A 17,338-nucleotide genomic window follows, 5' to 3' on the forward strand; every position below is an offset into this window, starting at 1 on the left:
TAAACGTCCAGTTTGAAAGGGTTTTCCTGCGAGGCGCTACGCAAAAAATAAAGGCCGAACGTGTCGGCCTTTGATTTCGAAAGGAGAGGATTAGATCAGGCGACGCGCGGCTTCAACCACGATTTTCACCGCATGACTTTCGGTCTGCTTCATGGTTTCAGCGTTCGGGATCTCCTGCTGAGTACGGTTGACGATAACGCCCGCCACCATACCGGCACGCAGGCCCTGGCTTGCGCACATGGTCAGCAGCGTGGCGGATTCCATTTCGTAGTTCATCACGCCCATGGACTGCCACTCTTCCATAGAGCCTTTGAAGCGGCTTACCACGCGGCCAGAGAAGGTGTCGTAACGCTCCTGACCGGGATAGAAGGTATCGGACGAAGCGGTTACACCCACGTGAGTGGTCGCGCCAACGGATTTCGCGGCTTCAACCAGCGCGGTGGTACATTCAAAGTCTGCTACTGCCGGGAATTCCATCGGCGCAAAGTGCAGGCTTGCGCCATCCAGACGCACGGACGCGGTCGTGACCAGCACGTCGCCCACGTTGATGTGCGGCTGAATAGCACCGGTCGTACCGATACGCAGGAAAGTACGAATGCCCAGCTGTGCCAGCTCTTCAACAGCAATAGACGTAGACGGGCCACCGATACCGGTAGAACACACGATCACGGCTTTACCATCCAGCTCTGCGCGCCAGGTGGTGAATTCACGATGGGCTGCCAGCTTAACCGGCTTATCCATCAGCGCGGCGATCTTTTCCACACGCTCCGGATCGCCAGGGACGATAGCGAGCGTAGCCCCTTGTAAATCTTTTTTAGTGAGGCCGAGATGAAAAACATCAGACTTAGACATAGGTGACTCCTCTGTGGGTCGGTTAGTCAGAAGAAGTAAAACGGTACTTTACAGAAGCGGAAAGCATAATTTCGTGACACATCTCACCATGAATGAAAATGATTGCATTGAATTTCCATAAAAAAGTGATTTACATCACATTAACAAGTTATATCGTCAGGTGCTGCACAAAAGATAGACCGTTTAAGGCACTGTGAGTTGTTAACCTGGTGACTATATTTACCTTTGCGCTAACTCATTGGTACGGAGAATGCCATGACTGAAAAAACCGGTTTTGCACCTGCTGCGGCCCCGTATGCCTCAACCATCGTCTCAACGTCTGAAGAGGCCATCACGGCGGGTGAGACCTCTATTCCCTCGCAGGGAGAGAATATGCCTGCTTACCACGCCCGACCAAAATCGGCAGACGGTCCGCTGCCCATCGTAATCGTGGTCCAGGAAATTTTCGGCGTTCACGAACACATTCGCGACCTCTGCCGCCGGCTGGCGCTGGAAGGCTATCTGGCCGTTGCGCCAGAGCTCTACTTTCGCCAGGGCGATCCGAACGATTACAGCGATATTCCCACCTTGCTCAGCAACCTGGTCAGCAAAGTCCCGGATGCGCAGGTGCTGGCCGATCTCGACCACGTCGCCAGCTGGGCGGCGCGCAACGGGGGCGATCCCCATCGTCTGCTGGTCACCGGTTTCTGCTGGGGCGGACGCATCAGCTGGCTGTATGCCGCGCATAACCCGCAGCTTAAAGCCGCTGTGGCCTGGTACGGTAAACTGGTAGGTGAAAAAACGCTCAATTCACCGAAACATCCCGTGGATATCGCCACGGAGCTGAATGCCCCCGTATTAGGGCTGTATGGCGGTCAGGACACCGGTATTTCGCTGGATTCGGTAGAGACCATGCGCCATGCGCTCCGTGCGGCCAATGCGAAGGCGGAGATCGTGGTGTATCCGGATGCCGGGCACGCGTTTAACGCGGATTATCGTCCGAGCTATCACGCGGAATCAGCCAAAGACGGCTGGCAGAGAATGCTGGCGTGGTTCAGCCAGTACGGCGGTAAAAAAGCGTAAAAAAAAGCCCGGTGGCGTCTACGCCTTACCGGGCCTACGCATCATCAAGCCTGACGCAAGTTTTGCGCCGCCTTCACCATGTTCGCCAGCGCGGCACGCGTCTCCGGCCAGCCGCGAGTTTTCAGGCCGCAGTCCGGGTTCACCCACAGACGCTCTGCCGGAATGCGCTGGGCCGCTTTTTTCAGCAGCGACTCAATCCACTCCACGCTCGGCACGTTCGGAGAGTGGATGTCGTACACTCCCGGACCGATTTCGTTCGGGTAGTCGAATTCTTCAAACGACTCCAGCAGCTCCATGTCTGAACGCGAGGTCTCGATGGTGATCACGTCAGCGTCCAGCGCGGCAATCGAATCCATGATGTCGTTGAATTCGCAGTAACACATGTGGGTGTGGATCTGGGTGTCGTCCTTCGCCACCGCGGCGTTGATGCGAAACGCCTCCACGCCCCACTTCAGGTAGGCATCCCAGTCGCTGCGGCGCAGCGGCAGACCTTCGCGCAGGGCCGGTTCGTCAATCTGGATGATGCCTATGCCTGCAGCTTCCAGATCCGCCACTTCATCACGCAGCGCCAGCGCGATTTGCTTCGCGATGGTCTCGCGGGTCACGTCCTCACGCGGGAAGGACCAGCAAAGGATGGTCACCGGACCGGTGAGCATGCCTTTTACCGGCTTGTCGGTCAGGGACTGGGCGTACTTCGCCCACTCAACCGTGATCGGCTCCGGACGGCTGACGTCACCGATGACCACCGGCGGCTTGACGCAGCGGGAGCCATAGCTTTGCACCCAGCCGTTCTGGGTAAAGACGAACCCGTCCAGGTGTTCACCGAAGTATTCCACCATGTCGTTACGCTCGGCCTCGCCGTGCACCAGCACGTCCAGCCCCAGCCGCTCCTGCTCGATAATCGCCTGCTTGATGTGTTCGGCAATCCCGGTGCGGTAGTGATTCGCATCCAGATTCCCCTTTTTGAAGTCCAGACGCAGGCCGCGGATTTCGGTGGTCTGCGGGAAGGAACCGATAGTGGTGGTTGGCCACGCGGGCAGGTTGAACCGGGCGCGCTGGGCTTCGGCACGGACTTCATACGGGCTCTGACGCTGGCTGTCCCGGGCGGTGATGGCCGCCAGGCGTTTTTCCACTGCCGGGTTATGCACGCGCGCCGAGTGACGACGTGCCTGGATCGGTGCACTCCATGCGTTAATCGCCGCCGTGTCGCCGCTGTTCAGCGCATCGCGCAGCAGCGCCAGCTCTTCACATTTTTGCAGGGCGAAGGCAAACCAGCTTTTTACTTCAGGGTCGAGACGGGTTTCCACGCTCAGATCGATCGGACTGTGCAGCAGCGAGCAGGATGAAGCCACCCAAAGCTCGCGTTTGCCGACGATGTCTTTAATTTGGGCGTATTTCTCGGTCAGATCGGCGCGCCAGACGTTACGGCCGTTGACCAGACCGGCGGAGAGCAGCCAGTCTGCTGGCAGGCGCTTGTGCAGTTCTGCGACGTCATCTTTGCCATGCACCAGGTCAACGTGCAGACCCTGCACCGGCAATCTGGTGATGGTGCTGAGGTTCGGCGTCACACCTTCAAAGTAGGTGGTAAGCAACAGCTTCACCTGCCCGTTGAGTGCATCGTAAGCCGGTTTGAAAGCATCAAGCCACTCCTGCGGCAGCTCGAGCACCAGCGCGGGCTCGTCGATTTGCACCCACTGAATGCCGCGCTTGCCCAGCTCAATCAGCACCTGCTTATAGACCGGCAGAATATCCTTCAGCAGGCTGAGCCGGTCAAACGGCTCGCCTTTGACTTTCCCCAACCACAGATAGGTCACCGGCCCCAACAGTACGGGTTTCACCTGGTGGCCCAGCGCCAGCGCTTCGTCCACTTCATCCAGAAGCTGCGTCCAGGTCAGCCTGAACTGCTGCCCTTTTACGAACTCCGGCACCATATAGTGATAGTTAGTGTTAAACCACTTGGTCATTTCCGCCGCTGCCGCTGGCTCACCCGTTGGCGCACGGCCACGGCCGATGCGGAACAGGGTATCGATATCTACCGATCCATCGTTGTTCTGATGACGAGCCGGCACGTTGCCAAGCAGCAGGCTGGTCGTCAGAACATGGTCGTACCAGGCGAAATCGCCCACCGGCAGCAGGTCAATCCCCGCCTGCTTCTGCTGCGCCCAGTGACGGGCGCGCAGCTCGCGCCCCACCGCCAGCAGTTCTTCACGGGTGGCGTTCCCCGCCCAGTAGCTTTCTTGCGCTTTTTTCAGCTCGCGACGCAGGCCAACGCGAGGGAAACCGAGAGTGTGATTGCGGATTGTCATGGTATGCCCCTTGTGAAATTCGTTATTTAGACGTCCAGATGTTTACACTTCTATAATTGGCAGGTACTGTATATTCCTCAAGCGCAAAATGTTCATGGCGAAGTGAAGGACTTTCATGATCGAGATAAAACACCTGAAAACGCTGCAAGCGTTGCGGAACTGCGGATCGCTCGCGGCAGCGGCGGCCACGCTGCACCAGACCCAGTCCGCCCTTTCTCACCAGTTCAGCGATCTGGAACAACGCCTCGGCTTCCGTCTTTTTGTGCGTAAGAGCCAGCCGCTGCGCTTTACGCCGCAGGGCGAAATTTTGCTTCAGCTGGCGAATCAGGTTCTGCCGCAGATCGCCAGCGCGCTGCAGGCGTGTAACGAACCGCAGCAGACCACGCTGCGTATCGCCATTGAGTGCCACAGCTGTATTCAGTGGCTGACCCCCGCGCTTGAGAACTTCCGCCAGAAGTGGCCGCAGGTGGAGATGGACTTTAAATCCGGCGTGACGTTCGACCCGCAGCCCTCGCTGCAGCAGGGCGAGCTGGATCTGGTGATGACGTCCGATATTCTGCCGCGCAGCGGCCTGCACTATTCGCCGATGTTTGATTATGAGGTGCGCCTGGTGCTGGCACCGGACCATCCGCTGGCGACCAAAACGCGCATCACGCCGGAAGACCTGGCAACGGAAACGCTGCTGATTTACCCGGTGCAGCGCAGTCGTCTGGATATCTGGCGCCACTTCCTGCAGCCCGCAGGCATTAGCCCGCAGTTGAAAAGCGTGGATAACACCCTACTGTTGATTCAGATGGTGGCGGCCAGCATGGGTATCGCGGCGCTGCCGCACTGGGTGGTGGAGAGTTTTGAACGCCAGGGCCTGGTGATCACCAAAACCCTGGGTGAAGGACTGTGGAGCCGGCTGTACGCCGCCGTGCGCGATGGCGAGCAGCGTCAGCCGATTACGGAGGCGTTTATTCGCTCAGCGCGGAACCACGCGTGCGACCATCTTCCGTTTGTGCGGAGCGCGGAGCGACCCAGCGTCGATGGACCCACAGCGAAGCCAGGATCACCGCTCCCCCAATAAGGAAGCTTGGCCAGTGCGGCTGTTGCTGCCAGATGGCAAGGTTGACCAGCAGCCCTGCAGGAACATGTACGTTGTTCATGATCCCGAGCGTACCGGCGTCGACCTGCGTCGCGCCGTAGTTCCACATGAAGTACCCCAACCCGGAAGCCACGACGCCCAGCCAGACCAGAACACCCCACTGTACGGTGGTGGTAGGCAGCTTTTGCGGGTTACCCAGCATAAACCACGCCGCCACCGCGACGATCGCGGCCCCCATGTAGAACCACGCAAACGCGTTATGCTGCGGCATCGGACGGGTTTCCATCAGGCGTTTGTAGCCCACCATGCCGATGGCGAAGCTGATGTTGGCGAGCTGGACGAACATCAGCCCGGTCCAGAAGTGATCGCTCACTTTGTCGTAGCGAATAATTGCTGCGCCAATCACCGCCAGCGCCGCACTCAGCAGATATCCCCAACGCAGGCGGCGCTTGCTAAGCAAATCGTAGATCAGCGTGATATAGAGCGGCGTTAGCACGGTGAACAGCAGGAATTCCGAGACGGACAGGTAGACGTAAGCCCGGAAGCTGAACAGGTACATGATGCCGAGCTGCATCGCCCCCACCAGCATATACAGCACAATCGTTTTCAGCGACTGCCCGCGCGTGCGCAGAAACGGCAGGAACACCAGCGCCGCCAGCCCCACGCGCATCAGCACCGAGAAGTAGCTGTCGACCGAACCGGCAAGGTATTCGCCAATCAGGCTAAAGGAGAAGGCCCACAGGATAGTGGTGATAATGAGTAGCGCCACAATGCTTGTCTCTCAGAAAGAAGGACAGGCATTGTAGCGAACTCTTTAGTTGACAACTGAGCAATAAACAACCGAATGAAGATTATTCAAGGAACAGCTTGCGCAGGTATTTCGGTACCGCGTTGTCAGCGTTAGAACCAATCACCTCCAGCTCCGGGTGCAGATCTTTCAGACGCTGATGCGCGTTCTGCATGATGCAGCCCTTACCCGCCATCGACAGCATTTCAGCATCGTTCATGCCGTCACCAAAGGCGATACAGTCTTTCAGCTCGAAGCCCAGACGTTTCGCGACCGCTTCCAGCGCGTGCCCTTTGGAGACGCCTCCCGCCATCACTTCCAGACAGGTCAGGGTTGAGAAGCTGACGTTGACGCGATCGCCCCAGCGGGCGTTGATCGCCTGTTCCAGCGGCAGCAGCTCTTCGTGGCTGTCGCAGGTGAAGAACACCTTGCTGATCCCCTCCGGCTCCAGCAGGCCTGGCTCGTACAGGGAGTAGTTGAATACGGCTTCCTTGAAGAAACGCATCTCATCCGGGCGGTGGCGGTTCATGAACCAGTCGTCGTCGCGGTAAACGTTCGTAACGATAGCCGGGTTGTTGTGCACCACGCCGAACAGATCGGCGGCAATATCGCGATCCAGGTTGTGGGTAAAGATCAGGTTGCCGTCGGTATCGTGCACACGCGCACCGTTGGAGGTGATCATGTACGATTTGATCTCAAGATTATCGCGGATCTGCCCCACGTCGACGTGGTGGCGGCCGGTGGCAAATACGAAGTTCACGCCACGGGCGGTCAGAAGCTTCAGGGTCTCTTTCGCGTAAGGCGACAAGGTGTGGTCAGGGGAAAGCAGCGTGCCATCTAAATCAGATGCAACAACCTGGTACATAGGGATTTCAACCTCTGGTGGAAAACAAAAATCAATTATGCCTGTTGAAAAATTCAACAATGGCGTTGAGCGCGACTGAGCGCATAGCGTCCTTTTCAAAAAGGATCTCATGGTACGCGCCGTTAATGACCAGCGGTTTTCCCCCTTCACAAGGGTGACCGGCGGCAGCGCGCAGTTCACAATAGCGGTCATGCATGCGGTTATCCACCACACGCTCTTCTTCCGCCTGAATCAGGAGTGTTGGCGTGTCGTCGTTGTCGACACCAGCCAGCACCTGCTCACCGGCAAGGATACCTTCCCGTACCCAGTGATATGTCGGGCCACCCACGCGCAGGCGGGGCTCATCGGCATAAAAACGCAGGTTACGACGATAGCGCTGGCGACTGTGCGTCAGCACGTTCATCGCAAACGGCAGCGCCCGCCAGCGTCCCGTGCCGATGGCATAGCCTTCCCGAATGCGCTGATGGCCCTCAGCCCAGTCGAGAATATGGCGTACCATCCAGTCAGGAAAACGCATGACGATGCCATACATCGGCGCGGTGAGCGCAATGGCGTCGCACTGGTGAGTGTGGCGCTGTAAAAACAGCGTTGAAATCGCACCGCCCATTGAGTGCGCCAGAATATAGCGCTTCCGCCAGGGGCCTGGCTCGACCTCCTGCTGCCAGAACGCGGCGAGATCGTCGACGTAATCGCTGAAGTTATCCACGTGGCCGCGATGGGTATCCGATAACAGGCGCCCTGAAAGCCCCTGCCCGCGGTGATCGATAATCAGCACATCGAAGCCCAGATGGAACAGGTCATAGGCCAGTTCGGCGTATTTGATGTAGCTCTCAATACGTCCGGGGCAGACCACAATGACCCGGTCATTTTTCTTGTCGTGAAAACGCACAAAGCGTACTGGAATATCGCCGACGCCCGTAAACTCATCTTCCTCACGCTGGCGCCAGAAATCGGTCAGCGGCCCCATGGAGAAAGCAGCAAATGCGTTTTCTCGTGTTTCCCAGTCCTTTTTCTGCTGAAACATTGGGTTTCTACTCACCTAAGCCAAGGAATATCGTTTTTTCGTAACCGGTCACAAAATGACTCAACAATAGCGTATTGTGGCATAAAAACAGACAATTCGGGAGTTTCAAATGACCTTCGAGTGGTGGTTCGCTTACCTGCTGACATCCATCATCCTTAGCCTTTCACCGGGCTCGGGCGCCATTAACACCATGACCACCTCCATCAACCACGGCTATCGCGGCGCGGCGGCGTCCATTGCCGGTTTGCAGACCGGGCTGGGCATTCATATCGTGCTGGTCGGGATTGGTCTGGGCACCCTGTTCTCCCGCTCCGTACTGGCCTTTGAAGTGCTGAAATGGGCCGGGGCGGCCTATCTGATTTGGCTCGGCATCCAGCAGTGGCGCGCGGCAGGCTCCATTAACCTGAATACGCTCGCTCAGACGCAAAACCGCGGTCATCTGTTTAAGCGTGCGGTTTTCGTCAACCTGACCAACCCGAAGAGCATCGTTTTCCTCGCCGCGCTGTTCCCGCAGTTTATCGTGCCGCATCAGCCGCAGGTGATGCAGTACGTAGTGCTGGGCGCGACCACCATTATCGTCGATATTATCGTCATGATTGGTTACGCGACGCTGGCGCAGCGGATTGCGGCGTGGATTAAAGGGCCTAAGCAGATGAAGGCCCTGAATAAAGTCTTTGGTTCGCTGTTTATGCTGGTTGGCGCGCTGCTTGCGTCAGCGCGTCATGCTTAGCGAGAAATGATGAGATGAATGCCGAAGCCGGCGAACAGCGCGCCGGCGAAGCCGTCGATCCACTTCGCAATACGCTGGTAGCCGCGGCGCATCGCCGGTAAGGCGAACAGACTGGCCACGATGGTAAACCAGGCAAAGGTTTCAACGACGATCAGCAGGAAGATGCCCCAGCGTGCGCCCGCACCGACGCTATCTCCCACAAACAGCGAGAACACGGAGCCGAAATAGATAATCGCTTTCGGGTTCGCCAGGTTGGTCAGCAGCCCTTTTACAAAGCTGCGGCCGCCCGTTGCCAGCTCGACCTTTGGCTCTTCCGGTTTTTTCTCTTCTTTTTTCAGCGCCCCGCGCAGCATCTGGTAGCCCATCCAGCACAGGTACAGCCCGCCGCCGACCATAATGATGTTATGCAGCCAGGCCATCTTCGCCAGGATCAGGTTCAGACCGAGCAGCGCAACCGCCGCCCAGACCATAACGCCCATGGTGATACCGAGCACACCCATCATCGCCTCCTTGCGGGAGCGGCTGACGGCCGTTTGCGACACGAAGAAAAAGTCAGGTCCCGGGCTCATCAGCGCAACGATGTGCACTAACGCCACGGTGAGAAATAGCATTAACATAATTAGCTCGCGGGGAAATAATTCAGTGAGTCATCATCCTGGCACTTTTTCGCCCGGCTGACTACTCCTCATCATCACCATCAACGTGGGAACGGATGAGCGCCATAAACTCTTTACCGAAGCGCTCCAGCTTGCGCGTACCGACGCCGTTGACGCTGAGCATTTCGCTGGCGCTGAGCGGCATCTGCTCGGCCATCTCAATGAGCGTCGCGTCGTTGAACACCACGTAAGGCGGGATGTTCTCTTCATCAGCGATGGCCTTACGCAGCTTGCGCAGTTTGGCGAACAGCTTGCGGTCGTAGTTGCCGCCGTAGGATTTCTGCATTACGCGCGGCTTGAGGGCGACCACGCGCGGCACGGCGAGCTTCAGTTCAACGTCACCGCGCAGCACCGGACGCGCCGCTTCGGTCAGCTGTAGCGCGGAGTGCTGAGCAATGTTCTGCGTGGCAAAGCCGAGGTGGATCAGCTGACGAATGATGCTGACCCAGTGCTCGTGGCTCTGGTCCTTGCCAATACCGTAGACAGGCAGCTTGTCGTGGCCCATGTCGCGGATACGCTGGTTATTGGCACCGCGCAGCACTTCCACCACGTAGCCCATCCCGAAGCGCTGGTTCACGCGGTAAATGGTCGAGAGCGCCTTACGCGCGTCCATCAGGCCATCGTACTGTTTCGGGGGGTCCAGGCAGATATCGCAGTTGCCGCACGGCTCCTGTCGCCCTTCGCCAAAGTAGTTGAGCAGCACCAGACGACGGCAGGTTTGCGCTTCGGCAAACGCGCCCATCGCGTTGAGCTTGTGGCGCTCGATATCCTGCAACTGGCCCTGCGGCTTCTCTTCCAGACAGCGACGCAGCCACGCCATATCGGCCGGATCGTAAAACAGCATCGCTTCTGCAGGCAGACCGTCACGCCCGGCGCGACCGGTTTCCTGATAGTAGGATTCGATATTGCGCGGAATGTCGAAGTGCACCACAAAGCGCACGTTGGGCTTGTTGATCCCCATCCCGAACGCCACCGTCGCGACGACGATTTGCAGGTCGTCGCGCTGGAATTTTTCCTGCACGTCGGCGCGGATGTGGTTCTCTAACCCGGCATGGTATGCCGCCGCGCTAAAGCCACGGTTTTGCAGACGCGCAGCGGTGTCTTCCACCTTTGCGCGGCTGTTGCAGTAGATGATGCCGGACTTGCCGCGCTGCTCCTGGACGTAGCGCAGGAGCTGATCCAGCGGCTTGAATTTTTCCATCAGCATGTAGCGGATGTTCGGACGGTCGAAGCTGCTGACCTGAATATACGGGTCGTTCAGCCCCAGCAGGCGAACGATATCCAGGCGCGTGGTGTCATCCGCCGTGGCGGTAAGTGCCATAAACGGCAGCTCGGGGAAGCGCTGACGCAGCTGGCCGAGGGCGGCGTATTCCGGGCGGAAATCGTGTCCCCACTGGGAGATACAGTGCGCTTCATCCACCGCCAGCAGAACCGGATTCCAGTGCGCGAGATGGTCGAGGAAGTTATCCAGCATCAGGCGTTCCGGCGCGATATACAGCAGGCGGATCTGCCCGGTGCGGCACCCGGCCATCACCTCTTGCTGCTGCTCCCGGGTTTGCGTCGAGTTCAGACAGGCCGCCGCGACGCCGTTGGCGAGCAGCTGGTCAACCTGGTCTTTCATTAGCGAAATGAGCGGGGATACCACGACCGTCAGGCCGTTGAGCACCAGCGCGGGCACCTGATAACAGAGGGACTTACCGCCGCCGGTCGGCATCACCACCAGGCAGTCACGGCCTTGCAGCACCGTTTCAATGATGGTTTCCTGGCCAGGGCGGAACTGCTGGTAGCCAAAGGTTTCATGCAAAACCTGTTTAGCCAGCGACTCCTGATTCAATACTTCCGCCTGCGCCACATTAACCCCATATGCGAAAAATAAAACAGGCGCTATTTTCAGCGCCTGAGAGAGAAACTTCAACGTTTAACGCAAAAACATTCGAGCAACCTAGAGAATATCGTTCAGCATCACGCCCACGCCGACGCGGGTCTGGTTGAAGTTGTAATCGATAAGCGACTCGCCGTAACCGCTGTAGACCTGCGTATAGATGCGAACGTGCTTCGTCATAGGATAGCTTAAGCCCACTTCCGCGCCGCCGTAACCGGTATTCCAGTTATACTGCCCCTTCGCGCTCAGTACGGCATCGCCCAGCTGATAGCCGACTTTGAGCTGGTAGTAGCCCATGTATTTGGTGATGTCCGGGTTGTCATCAGTGCTGCCGACCACATACCACGGCTTCACCTCCACCATCCAGTTACCGTTCTGCGCCATCAGGCGCGTATAGGCGCGGTTCCAGCTACGGGAAGTCGGATCGGAACGGCCGTTAGAATCATGGTTAAAGCCCACTTCGACGTCACGCAGCGTCCAGCCGGCGAATTCATAATCCGTTGCGAAGCCGAGGAACAGCTGCGGCTCGTAGTTGGTTTCGCGGAACGGCGAGGATTCCCCGCTGTTAGAGAGCTGCCACCAGGACTTCTGCGTGTAAGACGCACCGAGCACCGAGTTCGGCCCCAGAATGCCGCGCCAGAACGGGAACGCGAGGCTGAGCTGGAACTTCACCTCATCTTTACGCGCATTATCAGACCAGTTATAGGAGCTTATCGCCTCTTTGTTGAGGTCGCTGGTCTGGGTGTAAATCACGTAGTTGGTGTCGTACGGATAGAGCGTGAACGGATTGTCATGCTCCTGAAGAAGGTTCGCGATAATGCTACCGTGCACGGCAGGCTTATCATGCACCTCTTTAATTGTCGCTTCCTGCGCATAGGCTGTGAGGGGCAGCGAAATCGCCGCCAGTAACCAGGCCAGATACGTCCGCATCGGTGGTGTTCTCCTGCAAAAGAGTAAAATTACCTGAATAGTTATGTGGCGAACATTCTACAGACTTCTGAGACAACTGCTGCATCCTCGTTTCTGAAAGTAGCATTCCTTGTTGCTGAGGCATAAAATCAACATTTCGTTAACAATAAGGATGTGATGCCTCATGTCAGCCATGCTTACCGCCGAAGAAGTGTTAAAACTCGTGGGCGAGATATTTGTTTACCATATGCCGTTTAACCGTGCGCTGGGACTGGAGCTGGAGCGTTACGAGAAAGACTTTGCCCAGCTGAGTTTCAATAACCAGCCGATGATGGTCGGGAACTGGGCGCAAAGTATTTTACACGGCGGCGTGATTGCCTCCGCGCTGGACGTGGCGGCAGGACTGGTCTGCGTGGGCAGTACGCTGACGCGCCATGACACCATCAACGAAGACGAACTTCGCCAGCGTCTGGCGCGCATGGGCACCATTGATTTGCGCGTCGACTATCTTCGCCCGGGGCGCGGAAACCGCTTCACCTGTACCAGCAGCCTGCTGCGCGCCGGGAATAAAGTTGCCGTGGCGCGCGTGGAATTACACAACGAAGAACAGGTTTATATCGCCAGCGCAACCGCCACTTATATGGTGGGTTGAGGCGGCAAAATCGGGTAAAATTGATTCACTTTTTTGTAACGGATTTTCCCGATGGATGCTAAACAGACGCGGCAGGGCGTTTTACTCGCCCTTGCCGCTTATTTTATTTGGGGTATCGCCCCGGCGTACTTCAAGCTAATCGCCTACGTTCCGGCTGATGAGATCCTCACTCACCGCGTCATCTGGTCTTTCTTCTTTATGATTGCGCTGATGAGCCTCAGCCGTCAGTGGTCGGGCGTCAAAACGCTGCTGCAGACCCCGAAGAAGATCTTCCTGCTGGCGCTCTCTGCCGTGCTGATTGGCGGTAACTGGCTGCTGTTTATCTGGGCAGTGAATAACCATCACATGCTCGAAGCGAGTCTGGGGTACTTCATTAACCCGCTGGTGAACATCGTGCTGGGGATGATTTTCCTCGGTGAGCGCTTCCGCCGGATGCAGTGGGTGGCGGTGATTCTGGCCTTCTGCGGCGTGCTGGTACAGCTGTGGACGTTCGGCTCGCTGCCAATTATCGCCCTCGGTCTGGCGTTCAGCTTTGCCTTCTACGGCCTGGTGCGTAAGAAGATTGCGGTGGAAGCGCAGACGGGGATGCTGTTTGAAACCCTGTGGCTGCTGCCGGTGGCGGCGATTTATCTCTTTGGCATCGCCGACAGCCCAACGAGCCACATGGGCAGCAATCCGTGGTCGCTGAACCTGATGCTGATGGCGGCGGGCGTGGTAACCACCATTCCACTGCTGTGCTTCACCGGTGCAGCGACGCGCCTGCGTCTCTCCACGCTGGGCTTCTTCCAGTACATTGGCCCAACGCTGATGTTCCTGCTGGCAGTGGTCTTTTACGGCGAAGTGCCGGGTGCGGATAAGATGGTGACGTTCGCCTTTATCTGGGTGGCATTGGCGATCTTTGTTGCGGATGCGATTTATACCCAGCGCAGGGGGCGCAAAGGGCTGTAGGCCTTTTTGCCGGATGGCGGCTGCGCCTTATCCGGCCTACAAGATCTGTAGGCCCGGTAAGCGTAGCGCCACCGGGCGGATTCTCAAAGCCAGTTACGACGCTTAAAGTAGAGATACGGCGCCAGCCCGGCGAGGATCATAAAGATAATCGCCCCCGGGTAGCCAAAGCTCCACTTCAGCTCAGGCATAAACTCGAAGTTCATCCCGTAGCTGGACGCCACCAGCGTCGGCGGCAGGAACACCACGGACACCACCGAGAAGATCTTAATGATGCGGTTCTGCTCGATGTTGATAAAGCCCATCGCCGCCTGCATCAGGAAGTTGACCTTCTGGAACAGGGATTCGTTGTGCGGCAGCAGGGATTCGATATCGCGCAGGATCTCACGCGCCTGCTCCAGCTGACCGCCCGGCAGACGCGCCTTGCGCACCAGGAAGTTCAGCGCGCGCTGGGTATCCATCAGACACAAGCGCACCTTCCAGCCGATATCTTCCAGCTCCGCCAGCGTGGAGAGCGCTTCGTCGTACTCATCGCCCTGATGGCCTTCCATGATCACGCGGCTCAGCTTTTCCAGATCGCTGTAGATGTTTTCAATTTCATCCGCCAGCTGTTCAATTTTGGTCTCGAACAGATCGAGCAGCAGCTCATAGGCGTTGCCGTCCACCATCGCCTGGCTGCGGGCACGCATGCGGTAGAGGCGGAATGCCGGTAGCTCGCGCTCGCGCAGGGTAAACAGGCGGCCGTCGCGAATGGTAAATGCCACGGTTGAGTTGCCCGCGTGGTCTTCGGCATCTTCGAAGAAGAAGAAGGAGTGAATGTGCAGGCCGTCTTCGTCTTCAAAAAAACGGGCGGATGCTTCGATGTCTTCAAGTTCCGGGCGCGTTGCCAGGCTTTGCCCCAGCTCAGATTGTACGCGAAGGCGCTCATCGTCGTCCGGCTCGACCAGATCCACCCATACGGCATCAATGAGGGGCTGTGACTCTTCGGCTTCAAGCCGAGTCAGTCGGTTATTTTCGAGTTGAAATGCGCTCAACATGACCGGGACTCCCAATGCAAAAAATATCGGACAGTTCGGTGGGCACACAGAAACAAATTGGGTTTCAGACCATTAAACAGCCTGACTCAGCGCGACGGGAAAAATGCAGTCGCTGACAACCACTAAGGCCATCAGCAAGAGGAGATAGCCTTAGGAGTTGTTCCTGGATGACAGGGAATTGAGCCAGTATCTACTGGGTGTGTCCAAGGCGAATGTCCTCTTAGCGTAATCGTGCGCGCATGTTACGCCAGCTATAACTGTGGCGTCAACACGCAACGAAACGCTGAAGGGCATTAATTGACCTTCAACGTATAAGGCTAGCAGATTATTACAAAATAATGATATTTTTCTGAAAGTTAGACTGTTTCCAGCTTCGCGTAGGCGGCCACCAGCCATTTGATCCCCTGCCCCTGGAACGCCACCTGCAGGCGGCTGTGCTCGCCGCTGCCTTCCAGATTCACAATGGTGCCTTCGCCAAACTTCGAATGGCGCACGCGCTGGCCCAGCTTGTAGCCGGTGTCGGTTTCCGCAATCGGCGAGCCCATGCGCTGATGGCTGACCGGACGGCTGATGCTCGCCCGCAGACGTACCTCTTCGACACACTCTTCCGGCAGTTCACCGATAAAGCGCGACGGACGGTGGTAGACCTCTTTACCATAGAGACGTCGGGTTTCAGCGTAGGTCAGCGTCAGCTTCTGCATCGCACGCGTCACGCCCACGTAGGCCAGACGACGCTCCTCTTCCAGACGTCCGCCTTCATCCAGCGACATCTGGCTCGGGAACATCCCCTCTTCCATCCCGACGATAAACACCTGCGGGAACTCCAGACCTTTGGCGGAGTGCAGCGTCATGAGCTGAACCGCATCCTGCCAGGTGTCCGCCTGCCCTTCGCCCGCCTCCAGCGCGGCGTGGGAGAGGAACGCCTGCAGCGGCATCAGGTCCTCGTCTTCTTCGTTGTAGCTGAACTGGCGCGTTGCCGTGACCAGTTCCTCTAAGTTCTCAATACGGGTCTGGCCCTTCTCGCCTTTTTCCTGCTCGTACATGGTGCGCAGGCCCGAGTCTTTAATCACCCGGTCGGTCTGCACGTGCAGCGGCATGTCGGCGGTTTCCTGCGCCAGGGCGTCAATCAGCTCAAGGAAGCGCTGCAGGGCGCTGGCCGCGCGTCCGGCAAGGGCCTTTTCCTGCAGCAGCTCGCGGCACGCCTGCCACAGCGTCAGCTGGCGGTCGCGCGAGGCCTGACGCACCACGTCCAGCGTACGGTCGCCAATCCCGCGGGTCGGCGTGTTGACCACGCGTTCAAACGCCGCGTCGTCGTTACGGTTCGCAATGAGGCGCAGATACGAGAGCGCATCTTTAATTTCCTGACGTTCGAAGAAGCGCATACCGCCGTAAATGCGGTACGGCATCCCCACCTGCAGCAGCGCCTCTTCCAGCACGCGCGACTGGGCGTTGCTGCGATAGAGAATGGCACACTGCTCCAGCGCGCCGCCGTTGTCCTGCCAGGTTTTGATGCGGTTGACCACGAAGCGCGCTTCGTCGAGCTCGTTGAAGGCGCAGTAAATCGAAATCGGTTCGCCGTCGACGCCGTCGGTCCACAGTTTTTTACCCAGACGCCCGTTGTTGTTTTCAATCAGGGCGTTAGCCGCGCTCAGAATGTTGCTGGTCGAGCGGTAGTTCTGCTCCAGACGGATGGTTTCGGCGCCGGGGAAGTCGTTAAGGAAGCGCTGAATGTTCTCCACCTGCGCGCCTCGCCAGCCGTAGATGGACTGATCGTCATCGCCCACGATCATCACCTTGCCGGTATCACCGGCCAGCAGGCGGATCCACGCGTACTGGATGTTGTTGGTATCCTGGAATTCGTCCACCAGAATGTTGGTGAAGCGTTCACGGTAGTGCTGCAGGATGTGCGGCTTGTTGAGCCACAGCTCGTGAGCGCGCAGCAGCAGCTCGGCAAAATCCACCAGGCCGGCGCGATCGCACGCTTCCTGATAGGCCTTGTAGACGTTCTGCCAGGTCTGCTCGACCGGGTTGCCGAAGCTCTGAATGTGGTGCGGGCGCAGCCCTTCGTCTTTCTGGCCGTTGATGTACCACATCGCCTGACGCGGCGGCCACTGCTTCTCGTCGAGGTTCATCGCCTTGATCAGGCGCTTCAGCAGACGGAGCTGGTCTTCGCTGTCGAGGATCTGGAAATCCTGCGGCAGGTTGGCGTCCATGTGGTGCGCACGCAACAGGCGGTGCGCCAGACCGTGGAAGGTGCCAACCCACATGCCGCCCTGGCTGGTGCCCATCAGCTGCGCGATGCGGTGGCGCATCTCCGCCGCCGCCTTGTTGGTGAACGTGACCGCCATGATGGAGTACGGCGAGCAGTTTTCCACGCTCTGCAGCCAGGCGATACGGTGAACCAGCACGCGCGTCTTACCACTGCCCGCACCAGCCAGCACCAGCAGGTTGGTGCGCGAGGCGGCAACCGCATCACGCTGTTTGTCATTAAGGCTGTCGAGCAGGTAAGAAACGTCCATTGGCACCGTCACATAGTATTCAGGA

Annotated in this window: 16 protein-coding genes; 5 read left to right on the forward strand and 11 right to left on the reverse strand. The window is 57.9% G+C overall.

All coding sequences use genetic code 11. From position 1 onward, the window contains the following. Window positions 1-90 precede the first annotated feature (90 nt). The gene (udp, locus tag N6P30_RS20160) at window positions 91-852 is read right to left on the reverse strand and encodes a uridine phosphorylase (RefSeq protein WP_023293561.1); all 762 of its coding nucleotides are present in this window, start codon (window positions 850-852) and stop codon (window positions 91-93) included. Window positions 853-1,107: 255 nt separating this feature from the next. On the opposite strand from udp, the gene N6P30_RS20165 reads away from it, so the two are divergent. Further along, window positions 1,108-1,914: a dienelactone hydrolase family protein gene (locus N6P30_RS20165; RefSeq protein WP_023293562.1), complete on the forward strand. Its 807-nt coding sequence runs from the start codon at window positions 1,108-1,110 to the stop codon at window positions 1,912-1,914. A 44-nt stretch (window positions 1,915-1,958) separates the two neighbouring features. Here the strand turns inward: N6P30_RS20165 and metE are convergent, their stop codons facing one another. Beyond that, entirely contained in the window at window positions 1,959-4,220 is a 2,262-nt protein-coding gene (metE, locus tag N6P30_RS20170) for a 5-methyltetrahydropteroyltriglutamate--homocysteine S-methyltransferase (protein ID WP_021242856.1), read from the reverse strand. Between the two features lie 115 nt (window positions 4,221-4,335). Here metE and metR point away from each other — a divergent pair, with 115 nt between their 5' ends. Next, complete coding sequence (gene metR / locus N6P30_RS20175) at window positions 4,336-5,289, forward strand: HTH-type transcriptional regulator MetR (RefSeq protein WP_021242855.1); 954 nt, start codon at window positions 4,336-4,338, stop codon at window positions 5,287-5,289. Here the strand turns inward: metR and N6P30_RS20180 are convergent. The 3 genes from N6P30_RS20180 to pldB all read right to left on the reverse strand — a co-directional run bounded on the left by N6P30_RS20180 (window position 5,177) and on the right by pldB (window position 7,983). After that, window positions 5,177-6,076, reverse strand: a complete 900-nt coding sequence (locus tag N6P30_RS20180; RefSeq protein WP_008501530.1) for a carboxylate/amino acid/amine transporter — start codon at window positions 6,074-6,076, stop codon at window positions 5,177-5,179. The two genes, metR and N6P30_RS20180, sit on opposite strands and share 113 nt — an antisense overlap. Before the next feature lie 82 nt (window positions 6,077-6,158). Continuing rightward, window positions 6,159-6,959: a sugar/pyridoxal phosphate phosphatase YigL gene (gene yigL / locus N6P30_RS20185; protein WP_021242854.1), complete on the reverse strand. Its 801-nt coding sequence runs from the start codon at window positions 6,957-6,959 to the stop codon at window positions 6,159-6,161. Between the two features lie 31 nt (window positions 6,960-6,990). Next, window positions 6,991-7,983: a lysophospholipase L2 gene (pldB, locus tag N6P30_RS20190; RefSeq protein ID WP_021242853.1), complete on the reverse strand. Its 993-nt coding sequence runs from the start codon at window positions 7,981-7,983 to the stop codon at window positions 6,991-6,993. 109 nt (window positions 7,984-8,092) lie between these two features. Here pldB and rhtB point away from each other — a divergent pair, with 109 nt between their 5' ends. After that, window positions 8,093-8,713, forward strand: coding sequence for a homoserine/homoserine lactone efflux protein (gene rhtB / locus N6P30_RS20195; RefSeq protein ID WP_008501533.1), 621 nt, complete (start codon window positions 8,093-8,095; stop codon window positions 8,711-8,713). On the opposite strand, the gene rhtC is transcribed toward rhtB, so the two are convergent. The 3 genes from rhtC to pldA all read right to left on the reverse strand — a co-directional run bounded on the left by rhtC (window position 8,710) and on the right by pldA (window position 12,181). Beyond that, a complete protein-coding gene (gene rhtC, locus N6P30_RS20200; RefSeq protein ID WP_010426287.1) occupies window positions 8,710-9,330 on the reverse strand; it encodes a threonine export protein RhtC in 621 nt (206 codons plus the stop codon). The two genes, rhtB and rhtC, sit on opposite strands and share 4 nt — an antisense overlap. 61 nt (window positions 9,331-9,391) lie before the next feature. Beyond that, window positions 9,392-11,221 carry an ATP-dependent DNA helicase RecQ gene (gene recQ, locus N6P30_RS20205; protein WP_021242852.1) on the reverse strand — a complete coding sequence of 610 codons (1,830 nt, stop codon included), beginning with the start codon at window positions 11,219-11,221 and terminating at the stop codon, window positions 9,392-9,394. Window positions 11,222-11,311: 90 nt separating this feature from the next. Beyond that, window positions 11,312-12,181 (reverse strand): phospholipase A, encoded by an 870-nt coding sequence (gene pldA / locus N6P30_RS20210; protein WP_008501537.1) that lies wholly within the window; start codon window positions 12,179-12,181, stop codon window positions 11,312-11,314. Between the two features lie 163 nt (window positions 12,182-12,344). Here pldA and yigI point away from each other — a divergent pair, with 163 nt between their 5' ends. Both yigI and rarD read left to right on the forward strand, forming a co-directional pair. Continuing rightward, window positions 12,345-12,812 carry an acyl-CoA thioesterase YigI gene (yigI, locus tag N6P30_RS20215; RefSeq protein ID WP_008501538.1) on the forward strand — a complete coding sequence of 156 codons (468 nt, stop codon included), beginning with the start codon at window positions 12,345-12,347 and terminating at the stop codon, window positions 12,810-12,812. 51 nt (window positions 12,813-12,863) lie between these two features. Then, on the forward strand, window positions 12,864-13,760 hold the full coding sequence (rarD, locus tag N6P30_RS20220; RefSeq protein ID WP_008501539.1) for an EamA family transporter RarD: 897 nt from the start codon (window positions 12,864-12,866) through the stop codon (window positions 13,758-13,760). An 83-nt stretch (window positions 13,761-13,843) separates the two neighbouring features. Here rarD and corA read toward each other — a convergent pair whose 3' ends face one another. The 3 genes from corA to uvrD all read right to left on the reverse strand — a co-directional run bounded on the left by corA (window position 13,844) and on the right by uvrD (window position 17,313). Further along, on the reverse strand, window positions 13,844-14,794 hold the full coding sequence (corA, locus tag N6P30_RS20225; protein ID WP_008501540.1) for a magnesium/cobalt transporter CorA: 951 nt from the start codon (window positions 14,792-14,794) through the stop codon (window positions 13,844-13,846). Window positions 14,795-14,944: 150 nt separating this feature from the next. Further along, window positions 14,945-15,001, reverse strand: coding sequence for a YsgD/CorL family protein (gene ysgD / locus N6P30_RS20230; RefSeq protein WP_212743980.1), 57 nt, complete (start codon window positions 14,999-15,001; stop codon window positions 14,945-14,947). A gap of 149 nt (window positions 15,002-15,150) precedes the next feature. After that, entirely contained in the window at window positions 15,151-17,313 is a 2,163-nt protein-coding gene (uvrD, locus tag N6P30_RS20235) for a DNA helicase II (RefSeq protein WP_021242849.1), read from the reverse strand. Window positions 17,314-17,338 lie beyond the last annotated feature (25 nt).

Source organism: Enterobacter sp. PL1, from assembly GCF_945957325.1.
GTDB classification, from domain to species: domain Bacteria; phylum Pseudomonadota; class Gammaproteobacteria; order Enterobacterales; family Enterobacteriaceae; genus Enterobacter; species Enterobacter roggenkampii.